The organism is Frankia nepalensis (assembly GCF_016786325.1).
Lineage (GTDB): Bacteria > Actinomycetota > Actinomycetes > Frankiales > Frankiaceae > Pseudofrankia > Pseudofrankia nepalensis.
The window spans coordinates 14647-29431 of the sequence record NZ_JADWYU010000108.1 but is presented as its reverse complement, the minus strand read 5'-3'; the positions used below and the strand labels follow the sequence as shown (position 1 = coordinate 29431).

The window sequence follows — 14785 nt, the reverse complement described above, 5'->3', positions numbered from 1 at the left end:
TGAATGAGTTCCTAATACCAGAGGATGGGAGCAGCTCATGGCTACCACGGCCAAGCATCGCGTGCTGGCGGCCGCGGCGTCGGCCATTCTGGCCACCGCTGGCGTCGGAGTACCAGCCGCCGCGATCGCCGCGCCAACAGCGCACGCCACCACCCAGATCAGCCCGGTGCCGCAGTCGAGGGAGTGCTACGTCTGGGGCTATGAGGAGGGCCAGTGGGCTTCGTGGTTCGATGACCCCTACGACCCCTGGCCGGGCTGGTGCGATGACCAGTATTACGACGGTTACGCCGACGGCTACTACGGCGTGGCACCACATCTTCCGGATTTCTAAGGACTCGCGCGCCCTTGGCAAGGTAGGCCGCTGGCTGGTCAGGGCCTGTGGCCGGGACGGGGTCGACGGGCTTCCGTCGGACACTGTCGCCGCCCGGCAGCGCGTGTGCGCTGTGCTGCCACGAGGTCTGGCTTCGCCAGCGGCCCTTCCGCTCCGTGCATGTGGTTCTCCCACACACGGCTCTCCGACACCAGCCGTAACCCCTCCCTGCCGAGTTTTTCGAGCCGACAGCCGGAACCAGGAAGCCGCCTGCCACCGTGGGCCGCGGCGGCTGCGGCAGCCAGCACCTGGCTGCTTCATGAATGAGTTCCTAATACCAGAGGATGGGAGCAGCTCATGGCTACCACGGCCAAGCATCGCGTGCTGGCGGCCGCGGCGTCGGCCATTCTGGCCACCGCGGGTGTCGGAGTACCAGCCGCCGCGACCGCCGCGACCGCCGCGACCGCCGCGCCAACAGCGCCCGCCGCCACACAGCTCAGCCCGGTGCCGCAGAACAGGGCGTGCTACGACTGGGGCTATTCCGACGCTGTTTGGGCAGTGTTTTGGGATATCCCCTACGAACCCTCGGCGGGGGCACACGGGTGCGATGACCAGTATTATGACGGCTACGCCGACGGCTACTACGGCCACTACAATCCTCCGGATTTCTGGAGTATTACACCACACTCCTCCGGAATACTGGAGCACTAAGGACCCGTGCACCCCTGGCCGGAATGCGCCGTCGCATATGCCTTGCTGGCGCCTGGTTTGAACGCGAAAATGCCCTCCGAGCTGAGAGGATGGGAGTTCTCCATGCTTCCGTCCACCCGATCGAGAGGGCACTTCGCAAGCGCGGTTGTCGCATGCGGCCTCGAGGAACCACGCGCGGTTCAACAACCCTGATCTGATCGCCTGCGCGGGACTTGTCCCGTCGACGCGGCCGGACGAACGCGGCGGCCGCGTCGACGTCTGCCAGCGGACTGGTCAGCGCGGGGAGGCCGAGGACCGAGCGCGCACGGAGCGCGCCGGGCGGCTGGAGATCGAGCTGGAAGCGACCGAGGAAGCGGGCACGCTCCGCGCTGCGGCGCCCCCCAGCCGAACGAGCCGGTGGGCGCCGCGGTGGCCACGGTTCAGGCAATCGTGAACGAGTCGGCGGTTCAGGCGGTCGTGAACGAGTCGGCGACCGTCAGGGCCTCGTCGAGGATGGCCAGGCCCTCACGCAGGTCGTCGGCGGTGATCGTGCACGGCGGGACGACGTGCACCCGGTTGAAGTGGGTGAACGGCCACAGGCCCCGCTCCTTGCAGGCGGCGGCGATGGCGGCCATGGGGGCGGCGTCGGGGCCCGCGGCGTTGAACGGCACCAGCGGCGCGCGGGTCTCGCGGTCGCGGACCAGCTCGATCGCCCAGAAGACACCCAGGCCGCGGACCTCCCCGACGCTCGGGTGGTTCGCGGCGAGCTTCGCCAGTTCGGGTCCGATGATGTCCGTTCCGAGCATCCGGGCGTGCTCGACGATGCCCTCCTCCTCGAACGCCCGGATCGAGCCGACCGCGGCCGCGCAGGCCAGCGGATGGCCGGAGTAGGTCAGGCCGCCGGGGTAGGGACGGGTCGCGAAGGTCTCGGCGACCTGCGGGCTCAGGATGACGCCGCCCAGCGGGACGTAGCCCGAGTTGACGCCCTTGGCGAAGCAGATCAGGTCGGGGACGACGCCCCAGTGGTCGGCGGCGAACCACTCGCCGCAGCGGCCGAAGCCGGCCATCACCTCGTCGAGGATCAGCAGGATGCCGTGCTGGTCGCACAGTTCGCGCACGCCCGCGAGGTAGCCGTCCGGCGGCACAAGGATTCCGTTGGTGCCGACGACGGTCTCCAGCAGCACAGCCGCGATCGTTGACGGGCCTTCCAGCATGATCGTGTCGGCGAGGTGCGCGAGCGCCCGCTCGCCCTCCTGCTCGACGCTGTCCGCGTAGAACGCCGACCGGTACGGGTAGGGACCGTGGAAGTGCACGACGCCGGCAATGCCGGGCTCGCTCGGCCAACGGCGCGGCTCGCCGGTCAGGACGATCGACCCGCCGGTGGCGCCATGATACGAGCGGTAGGTCGTGAGGATCTTGTGTCGGCCGGTGGTGAGCCGGGCCATGCGGATCGCGTTCTCGGTCGCCTCGGCGCCGCCGTTCGTGAAGAACACCATGTCCAGATCACCGGGCGCGTGCGCCGCGATGAGCCGGGCCGCCTCCGAGCGGGTCTCGTTGGCATGGAACGGGGCGATCGTGGTGAGCTTGCGGGCCTGCTCGATGATCGCCTCGACGACCCGGGGGTGCTGGTGACCGATGTTGGCGTTCACCAGCTGCGAGGAGAAATCCAGGTAGCGCTTGCCGCTGGAGTCCCAGAAGTGGCTGCCCTCAGCCCGGTTGACCACCAGCGGGGCGAGCGTCGCCTGCGCCGACCACGAGTGGAAAACATGCCTGCGGTCGTCGTCGTACGCCGTGCTGTTCGTCCCCATGAGACTCGCTGCCTCCTCGCCGCCAGGGTTTCCCACCGTATCCAGGCCTGCCCCGGACAGGCCCGTCGCGCGACGCGGGTGGGAAGACGCGCCGCGCGACGGGCCAGCCGGATCGGTCAGGCCGTCAGGCCACTTTCAACGGGCCACGGCCTGGGTCAGACGCCACCCGGCTCAAGGGTGACGGTGATCGGCTTGTAGTTGGTGCCGGTCACGTCGACGCCCTCGCCCCTGAGTTCCTCGAGCGCCTTGGTGACGTAGTCGGTCGTGTAGGCGAGACCCTCGGGGTCCTTCGTCAGCACGGTGTCGCCGTCCGCGTTCTTGGTGGCCTTGGCGATCTCGACGGTCTGCTTCCAGGCCGCCTCGTCGAGCGTTCCGATGCCGTCCGGCGAGGGCCAGATCAGCTGGTTGACCTCGTTCATCTGCCAGAGCTGGTGGCTCGCGCCGAGCTTGGAACCGGCGGCGACGACCAGGTCCCGGCATTCCTCCGGGTTGTCGCGGCAGTACACCCAGCCCTTGATCGAGGCCTTGATAATCTTGGTTGCCGTGTCCTGGTACGCGGGGTCTTCCAACTTCTCGGTGTCCGCCCAGATGGAGTCCTGGAGCATCGCCGTGCCGACCTCGTCCCAGTCCAGGACGGTGAAGTCCTCCGGCTTGTAGAGCTCGCCGGTCGCCGGGTTCTCCGCCTCCAGTACCTGGGCGTACTCGTTGTAGCTCATCGCCTGGGCGGCATCGATGTCACCGGACAGCAACGCGTTCATGTTGAAGTCCTGCTGCACCAACGTGACGCCGCTGGACGGGTCGATCCCCGCCTCGGTCATCGCCGCGAACAGCTCGTACTCGTTGCCGAAGCCCCAGTTACCGACCTTCTTGCCCGCGAGGTCGGCCGGGGCGTTGATCCCCTTGTCCTTGAAGCTGACCTGCAGCGTGCCGGACCGCTGGAAGATCTGCGCGATGTTCGTGATCTCCGCGCCCGACTCGCGGATCTGCAGCGCCTTCGGCACCCAGGCGATCGCGAAGTCGGCGCCGCCGTCGGCGAGCACCTGGTGCGGAGGCGTGTCGACCGCGGCTTCGAGAAGCTCGACGTCGAGGCCCTCCTCCTCGAAGAAGCCCTTGTCCCGCGCGGCGATGTAGCCCGCGAACTGCGCCTGATAGGCCCACTGCAACTGCAGCTTGACCGGGGTGAGCGCCGCGGCGCCGCCCCCACCTTCGCCCGTCGTGTCGTCGTCGCCACAGGCCGCGAGCACCAGTGTGCCCGCCAGCACCGCGGCGAGCCCGCCCGCCAGCCGTCGTTTCATGTACCCCTCCGTTGCCCACGTGCCTGGCCGGGACTGGGCAGAGGCCATGGTCACGTCGCGCGGCCACGTCGCGCGGCCGCGTCTGTTACCGGCCCATCCCGGTCCGAGTTGTTGTCAGCGGGCCACGCCGCCCGCGCCTCGCCTCGCGTCCCCCGGGCCACGTCGCCCGCCGGTGAACCGGATGGTCGCGGGCCTCGTCGCCCGCGGTGCGGCCCGGTTCACCGCCTGCCCCGCCGCATCGCCTGTGCTGGTTCCGCGCGGCCCGCGCTCTCGCCGCGGCCGGTCCCTCAGCCGTTAGCCATCGCGTGACGCCGTCCACGGCGCGCTCGCGTCGTCCGTCGCCGGTGCCACACCCGTCGCCGGTGCCATCGCCATCGCCGGTGCCGTCGCGGGTGCCGCGGCCAGCGCGGGAACCGCGGGCGGCCGGCGCCGACGGCCAGCGGCGGAGCCGGCGCGCCGCCACGGGGTGGCGAGCCACTCCAGCAGACCCGCGACGAGGTACACCAGAATTCCGATCAGGCAGGCCGCTATGACGAAGGCCCATGCCCTGGGGTAGCCGGAGCTCGCCGCCGCCGAGGCGATTCGCGAGCCCAGCCCGTTCTGCCGGCCGCCGAAGTACTCGGCGACGACGGCCGCGATGATGGCCAGCGACGATGCCAGCCGGAACCCGGTGAAGAAGTAGGGCAGCGCGCCGGGCAGCTGCACCATCCGGGCGAAGGCCCCCGGTCCGGCGTTGAGCGAGCGCATCAGCTCCCGTTGCACCGGGGAGACCTGTCGTAGCCCGCGCGCCGTGTTCACAAACACCGGGAAGAACACCACAATCGCGACGACCATCCGGCGCGGCACCGACGATGTCGCCGAGAACATCGTGTTCAGCAGAGGCGCCAGCGCAATGATCGGGATCGCGTTCATCGCGGCCGCGATCGGGCCGAGCATCCCGTCGGCGATGCGCGAGCGGGCCGCGACCAGCGCCGCCAGGAGGCCGAGGACCAGGCCCACCAGCAGGCCGACCAACGCGTTCAGGCCCGTCACCCAGGCGGCGTCCAGAATCAGGTCGAAGCTGCGGCGGAACTGCGCCCAAATCGCCGACGGCGCCGGGAGCAGATACGGCTTGATGTCGTTCGCCTTGACGAACAGTTCCCACAGCCCGACGACGGCGGCACCGAGAACGATCGGCGCGACGACCGCCGTCACCTGTCCACCGCGGCCGCCCTGCCGCCCGGCCGGCGCGCTCACGTCGGGCCCCCGGCGCGCAGCGCCTCGCGCACGGCCGTGACCGCGGCGAAGAAGGCGGCCTGCTCACGGACATCGTCAGCGCTGGGCGCGTCGTCAGTGCTGGGCGCGTCGCCCGACTCCCCGGGAGGGCCGAGGCGACCGGGCAGGTCCACCTCGATGAGCTGGGTGATCCGGCCCGGCCGGGGCGACATCACCGCGACCCGGTCGGACAGGAACACCGCCTCGGGGATCGAGTGGGTGACCAGGATGACGGTCGTCCCCGTCTCGTGCCGGATCCGGGCCAGCTCGGCCTGCATCCGCTCCCGGGTCATCTCGTCGAGCGCGCCGAACGGCTCGTCGAGCAGCAGCAGCCGGGGACGCTCCGCGAGCGCCCGGGCGATCGCCACCCGCTGCTGCATCCCGCCGGACAACTGCGCCGGCCAGTGGCCGGCGAAGTCGGCGAGGCCGACCAGTTCGAGCAGTTCGCGGGCCCGCTCACGGCGCTCCTTCTTCTTCACGCCGTGGACCTGCAGCGGCAGCTCGATGTTGCCGGCGACCGTGCGCCACTCGAGCAGCCCGGCCTGCTGGAAGGCGATGCCGTACGTCTGGGCGCGGCGCGCCTCACCTGCCTCCTGCCCGAAGACCCGGACCTCGCCGCGGGTCGGCGTGAGCAGGTCGCCGACCACGCGCAGCAGCGTGGACTTGCCGCAGCCGGACGGGCCGATCAGCGAGACGAACTCGCCGGGCGCGACGGTCAGGTCGATGCCGGACAGCGCCACCGTCTGCCCACCGCCGGCGACCGGGAAGACCTGGTCGACCCCGCGCACCTCGACCGCCGGCACCTCGACCGCCGGCGGCGCGCCCGCTGGCCCGGCCGCCGTGGGCGAGAGGGCCGGCACCGGTGGCGGTGTGGTCGACGTCATGAGCCCGCCTTCTGTGTCGTGCCGCCTGGCGCCGCGCCGCGGCCGCGGCGCCAGGTCAGCGCCACCTCGAGGAGCGAGACCAGGCCCGCGAAGATCAGCCCGACGACGGCCGCGCCGAGCACCGCGTCATAGAGCCGGCTTGAGTTGCTGCTGGCGGACTGGGAGTAGTCGACGATGAGGCGACCGATGCCACCGCGGGTGCCGGTGGAGATCTCGGCGACGATCGCGCCGATCACCGCCGAGGCGGCGGCGAGGCGCAGCGCGGGCAGCAGGAACGGCACCGAGGTCGGCAGCCGCAGCCGCAGGAAGGTCTGCCACCAGGAGGCGGCGTAGCTGCGCATCAGCTCAAGGGCGTTCGCCCCCGGCGACTGCAGGCCGCGCAGCATGCCGACCGCCACCGGGAAGAACGCGAGGTACGCGGCGATCAGCGAGACCGACATCCAGCGTTGCCATTCCAGGCCACCGAGGTGCAGCTTTCCACCCCAGCCAGCGACCAGCGGGGCAAGCGCGATCAGCGGCACGGTCTGGCTGATGACGACGTACGGCAGCAGGCCGCGCTCGACGATCTTCAGCCGGGCCATGGCGACCGCCAGCAGCACGCCGACGACGATTCCGGTGACCAGGCCCACCAGCGAGATCTTGATGGTGAACCACATCGCCTTGAGGACGGAGGCGCCGACGGTGTCGCTGCCGGCTGTCCGCACCTCCTGTTTGCCAAGCTCGTCGAGGATCGCCCAGGTGTGCGGCATCGCGATGTCGTTCGCGCGTGGCAGCACCGGGACGCCGAGCAGCCGGCCGCCCGTCGCCGGCCCGATGGCCTTGTAAAGCTCCCACAGCGCGCAGAGCACGAGGACGGCCGTGACGGCGAGCAGGCCGCGGCGCAGCCGTTCACCGCCCCGCCAGCCGGGCGGGCGCGACCGGGACACCCGCGTCCGCGGCTCGGCGGGCGGGGACGCCGTGGGTGGTGACGCCGTGGTCATCATGCCTGGTCGGGCTCCGCCGGCGACTTCGCCTGGACGTGCGCGGCGATCGCCGGGATCACCCGCTCGCCGTAGGCCTCCAGGGTGCCGAGCTTGTTGTCGTGCTGCAGGTAGATCGCGAACTGGTCGACGCCGAGCGCGGCGAGCTCCGTCAGCCGGCGCACATGCGCCTCGGGCGAACCGAGCAGGCAGAACCGGTCGACGATCTCGTCCGGGACGAACGTGGTGTGGGTGTTGCCAGCCCGTCCGTGCTCGTTGTAGTCGTAGCCGGTCCGGCCCTTGATGTAGTCGGTCAGGGCCTGCGGGATGGCGGAGCCCTCGCCCCCGTAGCGGGCCACGAGGTCGGCGACGTGGTTGCCGACCATGCCGCCGAACCAGCGGCACTGCTCGCGCTGGTGGGCCAGCGACGCCTCGTCGTCGCCGCCGATGTAGGCGGGAGCGGCGACGCAGATCTTCACCGACGCCGGGTCACGGCCCGCGGCGGCGGCCGCGGCCCGTACCGCGTCGATCGTCCACGCGGCGATGTCCGGGTCGGCGAGCTGCAGGATGAAGCCGTCGCCGACCTCGCCGGTGAGCGCGAGCGCCTTGGGGCCGTAGCCCGCGATCCAGATGTCGAGCCGGCTTTCGGTGCCCCACGGGAAGCGCAGCCTGGTGCCGTTGACCTCGGCCTCGCGGCCGTTGGCCAGCTCACGGACGACCTCGACGCATTCCCGCAGGGTCGCGAGGGTGGTCGGCTTGCCGTTGAGCACCCGGACGGCGGAGTCACCGCGGCCGATGCCACAGATCGTCCGGTTGCCGAACATCTCGTTGAGGGTGGCGAACAGCGAGGCGGTCACCGTCCAGTCCCGGGTCGCCGGGTTCGTCACCATCGGGCCGACGACCACCTTGCGGGTGGCGGCCAGGATCTGGCTGTAGATGACGAACGGCTCCTCCCACAGCAGGTGGGAGTCGAACGTCCAGACATGCGAGAAGCCGAGCGTCTCGGCCTGGCGGGCCAGCTCCACCACCCGGGAGGCCGGCGGGTTCGTCTGCAGCACGACGCCGATTTCCATCAGGCTTACTCCCTCTCCTAGCCGTCCCGGGGCCCGGAGCCCGGGTCCCGCCGCCGATGTTCGATCTTCATCTCGCTGTCCCGGCCGCCGCCCTGAACCGGGCGAGGACACCTGGGCGCCCGCCCGGCCCAGAGCGATGGCCGTGTTCCGTGGGTTACCTGGTCTGCGGGAAGCCCAGGTTCACCGAGCTGCTCGCCGGGTCCGGCCAGCGGGTGGTGACGACCTTGGTCCTCGTGTAGAACTTGATCCCTTCCGGGCCGTACATGTGCAGGTCACCGAACAGCGATGCCTTCCAGCCGCCGAAGCTGTAGTAGGCGACCGGAACCGGGATCGGCACGTTGACGCCGACCATGCCGACTCCGATCTCGAACGCGAACCGCCGCGCCGCGCCGCCGTCCCGGGTGAAGATCGCCACACCGTTGCCGTACGGGCTCTCCTCGATCAGCCTGACCGCGTCGGCGTAGGTCTCGCAGCGGACGACCGCCAGCACCGGGCCGAAGATCTCGTCGGTGTAGGCGGCGCTCGTCGTCGGCACGTTGTCGACGAGGCTCAGCCCGAGGAAGAAGCCCGGGCCGGCGGTCACCGGGTCCTCGCGGCCGTCGATGACGACGGTGGCGCCGTCGGCCGTGGCCGCGTCCAGGTAGCCGGCGACCTTGTCGCGGTGCTCACGGCTGATCAGCGGGCCCATCTCGCTGTCCGGGTCGGCGCCCGCGCCGACCTTGATCTTGCGCACCCGCTCGGCGATCGCCTCGATCAGCGGCTCGGCGACGTCGCCGACCGCCGCCACCACCGAGATCGCCATGCAGCGCTCGCCCGCCGAGCCATAGCCAGCCGACACGGCGGCGTCGGCCGCGGCCGCGACGTCCGCGTCCGGCAGCACGACCATGTGGTTCTTGGCGCCGCCGAGCGCCTGCACCCGCTTGCCCGCCGCCGTGCCGGTCTCGTAGACGTAGCGCGCGATCGGGGTCGAGCCGACGAAGCTGACGGCGGCGATGTCCGGGTGGGTGAGGATCGTGTCGACGGCGACCTTGTCGCCGTGGACGACGTTGAACACGCCGTCGGGCAGGCCCGCCCGCGTCAGCAGCTCGGCCAGCAGCAGCGAGGCCGACGGGTCCTTCTCGCTCGGCTTGAGGATGAACGCGTTCCCGCAGGCGAGCGCGTTGGCCAGCATCCACAGCGGGACCATCGCCGGGAAGTTGAACGGCGTGATGCCGGCGACGACGCCCAGCGGCTGGCGGATCTCGGTCACGTCGACACCGGTGGACACCTGCTCGGAGAAGCCGCCGCGCAGGTGGTGCGGCGCGCCGCAGGCGAACTCGACGTTCTCCAGGCCGCGGGCGACCTCGCCGAGCGCGTCGTCGATGGTCTTGCCGTGCTCGGCGGTGACGAGCGCCGCGATCTCCTTGCGGTTCGCGTCCAGCAGCTCGCGGAACCGGAACAGCACCTCGGCGCGGCGCCCGAGCCCGGTCGCCCGCCAGGCCGGGAACGCCGCCTTGGCGGTGGCGACGACCGCGTTGACCTCCTCGACGCTGGCCAGGGCGACCTGCGCGGCCTGCTCGCCGGTCGCCGGGTTCCACACCGGCCCGAAGCGGCCGGAGCTGCCCGCCACTGCCTTGCCGTCGATCCAGTGCCCGATGTCCCGCATGGCACCCTCTCCCCTGTCGAAATGCGCCCGCCCTGGCCAGCGCTCGCTGCCCGAACTGAGCGCTTACTTAGTACCTTTCGTATCTCCTCGGTCGCCTCCGCGCACAGGTTGTGTCCCGGGCCACCCCGCCGCGGGCCGCCACGGGCGAGGCGCGGGCGGCGTATGGACGGGGCACGGCGACGGGCCGGTGGCGGGCGGTGAGCGGGATCGACGAGGGGCGATGGGTCAGCGCAGGTACTGGGTCAGGCCGCGGCGCAGGTACTGCCCGTGGCCGGCGCGGCCGTGGAAGGCGCCGTCGGCGACGACGACAGTCCCGCGAGAGAGCACCGTGTCGACCTTCCCGGCGATCTCGAAGCCCTCCCAGGCGGAATGGTCCAGGTTCATGTGGTGGGTGGCGACTCCGATCGTCGTGGTCGCGTTCGGGTCATAGATCACGATGTCCGCGTCCGAGCCGGGCGCGACGATGCCCTTGCGCGGGTAAAGGCCGAACATCCGCGCGGGCGTCGTCGAGACGGTCTCGACCCAGCGCTGAAGCGACAGCCTGCCCGAGGCGACGCCCTGGTAGACGAGGTCCACCCGGTGCTCGACCGTGCCGATCCCGTTCGGGATCTTCGTGAAGTCGCCGCGGCCGAGCTCCTTCTGGTCCTTGAAGCAGAAGGGGCAGTGGTCGGTGGAGACGACCGCCAGGTCGTCGGTGCGCAGCCCCCGCCACAGGTCGTCGCGGTGCGGCTCGTCGCGCGGGCGCAGCGGCGGCGACGCCACCCACTTCGCGCCCTCGAACCCGGGCGCGCCGAGCTGGTCCTCCAGGGTCAGGTAGAGGTACTGCGGGCAGGTCTCCGCGAACACGTTGCGCCCAGCGGACCGGGCCGCCGACACGACGCCCAGCGCCTCGGACGCGGACATGTGCACGAAGTACAGCGGCGTGTTGCCGGCGACCTGGGCGAGCACGGTCGCCCGGTGGGTCGCCTCGCCCTCGAGCGCCGACGGCCGGGTGACGCCGTGGTAGACCGGGTCCGTCTGGCCCCTGGCGAGCGCCTGCGCGGCGAGCACATCGATCGCGATGCCGTTCTCCGCGTGCATCATGATCAGCGCGCCGTTGTCGGACGCCTTCTGCATCGCCCGCAGGATCTGGCCGTCGTCGCTGTAGAAGACGCCCGGGTACGCCATGAACAGCTTGAAGCTGGTGATCCCCTCATGCTCGACGAGGTAGTCCATCGCCTTCAGCGCGTCGTCGTCCACGCCGCCCACGATCATGTGGAAGCCGTAGTCGATGGCGCAGTTCCCGTCCGCCTTGGCGTGCCAGGCGGCCAGACCGTCCTGGACGACCTCACCGGCCCGCTGCACCGCGAAGTCGATGATCGTGGTGGTGCCGCCCCAGGCCGCCGCGATCGTGCCCGTCTCGAAGGTGTCCGAGGCGAACGTGCCGCCGAAGGGCAGCTGCATGTGGGTATGCACGTCCACCCCGCCCGGGATCACGTACTTCCCGGTCGCGTCGAGCACCTTGTCCGCGACCACCCCGCTCGCGGACGCCACACCCGGGGCGTACAGCGCGGCGATCGTCTCCCCGTCGACGAGCACGTCCGTAGGCGTGGCGCCGAGCGGGCCAACGACGGTCCCACCGGTGATCAGCGTCTTCATCGAGGCTCCTCTTTGCTGGTTCGCTCCGTCCGGGCGGCGCGCTCCGGCCCCTTGCTCGCTTCGCTCCCAAGGGACCTCCGCGCGCCGTCCTCCTCCGCTCACGTGCGCTCCGGCGACCTCCGCTGCGGCCCGACCACTTCGCTTCGCTCGTAGGGAGGCCTCCGCGGAGGCGCGCCTCCGCGCCAGCTCGGCTGCCTTGCGATCGGCCGTCCCGTTTGGGTCACTCCCTGTGGGGGCCACCTCGCTTCGCTCGGGGGCCGGCCTCCGCGCCAGCGCGGTGACGAGATCTTTTGACGTCGCGGGGTCAAGGAGAGTCGGGGCGGGGGGACGAACCGTCAGGGCCTGGTCAGGTCGGCGTACTGGTCGGGGCGGCGGTCGCGGTAGAACGCCCAGCGGTTGCGGACCTCGGTCAGCAGGTCCATGTCCAGGTCGCGGACCATCAGCTCGGGCTCGTGCGCGTCGCCCGTCCCGTCTACGAACTTGCCCTCCGGGTCGACGAAGTAGCTCGTGCCGTAGAAGTCGTCGTCGCCGAGGTCCTCGATGCCCACGCGGTTGATCGCGCCGATGTAGTACTCGTTCGCGACGGCGGCGGCCGGCTGCTCCAGCTTCCACAGGTAGTTCGACAGCCCACGCGACGTCGCCGACGGGTTGAAGACCAGTTCGGCGCCGTTCAGCCCGAGCGCCCGCCAGCCCTCCGGGAAGTGCCGGTCGTAGCAGATGTAGACACCCACTCGGCCGACCGCGGTGTCGAACACCGGGTAGCCCAGGTTCCCGGGCCGGAAGTAGAACTTCTCCCAGAAGCCCTTCACGTGCGGGATGTGGGTCTTGCGGTACTTGCCGAGGTACGTCCCGTCCGCGTCGACGACCGCGGCCGTGTTGTAGAGGACGCCCGGCTGCTCCTGCTCGTAGACCGGCAGCACCAGCACCATGCCCAGCTCGGCCGCGAGCGCCTGGAACCGCTCGACAGTCGGGCCGGGCACCGACTCCGCGTACGCGTAGTACTCCGGGTCCTGCACCTGGCAGAAGTACGGGCCGTAGAACAGCTCCTGGAAACACATGACCTTCGCGCCCTGGGCCGCGGCCGACCGCGCGTACTCCTCATGCGCCTTGATCATGGATTCCTTGTCGCCCGTCCACCTCGCCTGGACGAGCGCCGCGCGGATCACCCTGCTCATCGCCGTTCGCTCTCCTTCCCGCGCCGGGCCACCCGCCGGGGCGGTCGCCCCGGCATCCGGCGGCCAGGTCGTGGCCCTGCCGCGACTACCGACCACCGAACCCCGCCGCCACGCCAGCCCGCAAACCGCCAGACCCGACGCCGGGCCGGCCGGCCCGGCGAATCGGCGGATTCCGGCCGGCGGGGCCGGATCGGGCCGGTTTGGCGTGTCCGCAGACTACTGTCACACTCGGGTCCGGACAATTCTCACTTTGTTTCTTCTTGTTACAGGCGAGGTTGCGGGAGGGAGGGGCCGCCGCGTGATCGACATGATCGTCTCGGCGGTCGACGACCGCTCCGCGCGCGGCATCGCGGGCTCCGTCAGCCGGCTGGTCTCCGCGGGCACGCTGCCGGCCGGCACCCGGCTGCCGACCGTGCGCGAGCTCGCCACCGAGCTCGGCATCAGCCCGACCACCGTCAGCCAGGCCTGGCGCACCCTGGCCCGCGCCGGCGTGATCTCGCCCCGTGGACGCGCCGGAACGTTCGTGCTGGCCGGCCCGCCGGCCAGCGCCGACCCGCGCCGCTACCGCCGGATCACCCGCAGCCCCGGCCGGCTCCCACACGACTACTCCACCGGCACCCCGGATGCGGCGCTGCTTCCCGACATCGCCCCGGTGCTGGCCCGGGTCGCCGCCGCCGGCAGCCTGACCGCGAGCTACCTCGACGACCCGGTGCTGCCCGCGCTGGAGAAGGCGCTGCGCGCGCGCTGGCCGTTCCCGCCGGCCGCGCTGACCGTGGTCGACGGCGCCATGGACGCGCTCGACCGGGTGACCGGGGTCCTCGTCGGGTTCGGCGGCCGGGTGCTGGTCGAGAACCCGTGCTTCCCGCCCCTGCTGGACCTGCTGGAGGTCGTCGGCGCCGAGGTCGTGCCCCTCGGGCTCGACGACGAGGGAATCCGCCCGGACGCGCTGCGCGCCGCGCTGGAGGCCGCCGGCCCGGCCGGCGCGCCCGGCGGCCCGGTGGCGCTCTACCTGCAGCCACGCGCGCAGAACCCGACCGGGGTCAGCATGACGGCCGCCCGCGCCGAGCGGCTCGCCGGGCTGCTCGCCGGGCGCGGCGTCGTCGTCATCGAGGACGACCACGCCGGCGACGTGGCCACGGCGCCGCCGGTGAGCGTCGGGGCGTTCCTGCCGGAGGCGACCGTGCACATCCGCGGCTTCTCCAAGAGCCACGGCCCCGACCTGCGGCTCGCGGCGGTCGGTGGGGTGGAGTCGGTGATCGGCGCGCTGGCCAGCCGCCGCCTCCTCGGCCCGGGCTGGTCGAGCCGACTGCTGCAGGCCGTGCTCGCCGAGCTGCTCGACGACGACGACACCGAGCACGCGCTCGCGGCGGCGCGCGCCACCTACGCCCGCCGCCGCGAGCGGCTGACCGCGGCGCTCGCGGCCCGCGGCGTGCGCGCGCAGGCCGGCGACGGCATCAACCTGTGGATCCAGGTCGCCGACGAGCAGGTCGCGCTCGTGTCACTCGCCGCGCGCGGCGTGGGCGCCGCCCCGGGCACCCCGTTCGAGGCCGCGCCGCTCGGCGCCGCCCACCTGCGGGTCACCGTCGGCCTCATCCCCGACGACGACCTCGACGCCGTGGCCGACCTGCTCGCCGACGCCGCCCGCGGCTGACCCCGCCGGCGCGCCCGGCCAGGCACCGACCGGTGCGCCGTCCGGCGGCTCACCACCTCGCGGCGGCTCCGCCTCACCGCCTCGCGACGGCGCCCAGGCGAGCTTCCGCCCCAGCCGGCTTCATGATCCACAGCGTGCTGCCACCCAGTTCGGCGTCGTCACCATGTCCTGGGATCGGGGTCCTGGGATCGGGCCATAGGTTCTGGCGCCCGAAGAGAGCGTTTTCGCCGCCACAGGCCCTGGGATCATGGACCGAACACACCACAAGCCATGACCGGGTGCGGCCGACGAGACGACGGCCCACCGGCCCGCTGGGCGTCTGGCCTCGCCGGGCCGCCGGGCCGCCGGGCCGGCCGGCCCGCCGGACCGGGCGGCGTGACGGGGCGGCGTGACGGGCGCGACG

The 14785-nt window shown here is 71.8% G+C and carries 12 protein-coding genes; 3 read left to right on the top strand and 9 right to left on the bottom strand.

Annotated features, from left to right (window positions below; translation table 11 throughout):
- Positions 1 to 37: 37 nt before the first annotated feature.
- On the top strand, positions 38 to 331 hold the full coding sequence (locus I6A81_RS13505) for a hypothetical protein (protein WP_203004623.1): 294 nt from the start codon (positions 38 to 40) through the stop codon (positions 329 to 331).
- A gap of 336 nt (positions 332 to 667) precedes the next feature.
- The gene (locus tag I6A81_RS13500) at positions 668 to 1021 is read left to right on the top strand and encodes a hypothetical protein (RefSeq protein ID WP_203004622.1); all 354 of its coding nucleotides are present in this window, start codon (positions 668 to 670) and stop codon (positions 1019 to 1021) included.
- Between the two features lie 446 nt (positions 1022 to 1467).
- Here the strand turns inward: I6A81_RS13500 and I6A81_RS13495 are convergent, their stop codons facing one another.
- The 9 genes from I6A81_RS13495 to I6A81_RS13455 all read right to left on the bottom strand — a co-directional run bounded on the left by I6A81_RS13495 (position 1468) and on the right by I6A81_RS13455 (position 12731).
- Positions 1468 to 2808 carry an aspartate aminotransferase family protein gene (locus I6A81_RS13495; protein ID WP_203004621.1) on the bottom strand — a complete coding sequence of 447 codons (1341 nt, stop codon included), beginning with the start codon at positions 2806 to 2808 and terminating at the stop codon, positions 1468 to 1470.
- A 155-nt stretch (positions 2809 to 2963) separates the two neighbouring features.
- Positions 2964 to 4103, bottom strand: a complete 1140-nt coding sequence (locus I6A81_RS13490; RefSeq protein ID WP_203004620.1) for an ABC transporter substrate-binding protein — start codon at positions 4101 to 4103, stop codon at positions 2964 to 2966.
- A gap of 294 nt (positions 4104 to 4397) precedes the next feature.
- Positions 4398 to 5297 carry an ABC transporter permease gene (locus I6A81_RS43330; protein ID WP_307874646.1) on the bottom strand — a complete coding sequence of 300 codons (900 nt, stop codon included), beginning with the start codon at positions 5295 to 5297 and terminating at the stop codon, positions 4398 to 4400.
- Between the two features lie 38 nt (positions 5298 to 5335).
- Complete coding sequence (locus I6A81_RS13480) at positions 5336 to 6241, bottom strand: ABC transporter ATP-binding protein (RefSeq protein ID WP_203004619.1); 906 nt, start codon at positions 6239 to 6241, stop codon at positions 5336 to 5338.
- Complete coding sequence (locus tag I6A81_RS13475) at positions 6238 to 7224, bottom strand: ABC transporter permease (RefSeq protein ID WP_203004618.1); 987 nt, start codon at positions 7222 to 7224, stop codon at positions 6238 to 6240. The genes I6A81_RS13480 and I6A81_RS13475 overlap by 4 nt, the downstream gene beginning before the upstream one ends.
- Positions 7221 to 8273 (bottom strand): TIGR03842 family LLM class F420-dependent oxidoreductase, encoded by a 1053-nt coding sequence (locus I6A81_RS13470; RefSeq protein ID WP_203004617.1) that lies wholly within the window; start codon positions 8271 to 8273, stop codon positions 7221 to 7223. Before I6A81_RS13470 ends, I6A81_RS13475 begins: the two co-directional genes overlap by 4 nt.
- A gap of 154 nt (positions 8274 to 8427) precedes the next feature.
- Positions 8428 to 9918, bottom strand: a complete 1491-nt coding sequence (locus I6A81_RS13465; RefSeq protein ID WP_203004616.1) for a CoA-acylating methylmalonate-semialdehyde dehydrogenase — start codon at positions 9916 to 9918, stop codon at positions 8428 to 8430.
- Positions 9919 to 10143: 225 nt separating this feature from the next.
- Positions 10144 to 11556 (bottom strand): dihydropyrimidinase, encoded by a 1413-nt coding sequence (hydA, locus tag I6A81_RS13460; protein ID WP_203004615.1) that lies wholly within the window; start codon positions 11554 to 11556, stop codon positions 10144 to 10146.
- A gap of 335 nt (positions 11557 to 11891) precedes the next feature.
- Positions 11892 to 12731 carry a nitrilase-related carbon-nitrogen hydrolase gene (locus tag I6A81_RS13455; RefSeq protein ID WP_203004614.1) on the bottom strand — a complete coding sequence of 280 codons (840 nt, stop codon included), beginning with the start codon at positions 12729 to 12731 and terminating at the stop codon, positions 11892 to 11894.
- Positions 12732 to 13029: 298 nt separating this feature from the next.
- Here I6A81_RS13455 and I6A81_RS13450 point away from each other — a divergent pair, with 298 nt between their 5' ends.
- The gene (locus tag I6A81_RS13450) at positions 13030 to 14382 is read left to right on the top strand and encodes an aminotransferase class I/II-fold pyridoxal phosphate-dependent enzyme (protein WP_203004613.1); all 1353 of its coding nucleotides are present in this window, start codon (positions 13030 to 13032) and stop codon (positions 14380 to 14382) included.
- The last annotated feature ends 403 nt before the right edge of the window (positions 14383 to 14785 follow it).

Excerpts from the sequence above, each read along its gene's own strand:
- I6A81_RS13495 (WP_203004621.1), bottom strand. The coding sequence starts at position 2,808 with ATGGGGACGAACAGCACGGCGTACGACGACGACCGCAGGCATGTTTTC.
- I6A81_RS13465 (WP_203004616.1), bottom strand. The coding sequence starts at position 9,918 with ATGCGGGACATCGGGCACTGGATCGACGGCAAGGCAGTGGCGGGCAGC.
- I6A81_RS13500 (WP_203004622.1), top strand. The coding sequence starts at position 668 with ATGGCTACCACGGCCAAGCATCGCGTGCTGGCGGCCGCGGCGTCGGCC.
- I6A81_RS13470 (WP_203004617.1), bottom strand. The coding sequence starts at position 8,273 with ATGGAAATCGGCGTCGTGCTGCAGACGAACCCGCCGGCCTCCCGGGTG.
- hydA (WP_203004615.1), bottom strand. The coding sequence starts at position 11,556 with ATGAAGACGCTGATCACCGGTGGGACCGTCGTTGGCCCGCTCGGCGCC.
- I6A81_RS13480 (WP_203004619.1), bottom strand. The coding sequence starts at position 6,241 with ATGACGTCGACCACACCGCCACCGGTGCCGGCCCTCTCGCCCACGGCG.
- I6A81_RS13475 (WP_203004618.1), bottom strand. The coding sequence starts at position 7,224 with ATGATGACCACGGCGTCACCACCCACGGCGTCCCCGCCCGCCGAGCCG.
- I6A81_RS13505 (WP_203004623.1), top strand. The coding sequence starts at position 38 with ATGGCTACCACGGCCAAGCATCGCGTGCTGGCGGCCGCGGCGTCGGCC.
- I6A81_RS13490 (WP_203004620.1), bottom strand. The coding sequence starts at position 4,103 with ATGAAACGACGGCTGGCGGGCGGGCTCGCCGCGGTGCTGGCGGGCACA.
- I6A81_RS13455 (WP_203004614.1), bottom strand. The coding sequence starts at position 12,731 with ATGAGCAGGGTGATCCGCGCGGCGCTCGTCCAGGCGAGGTGGACGGGC.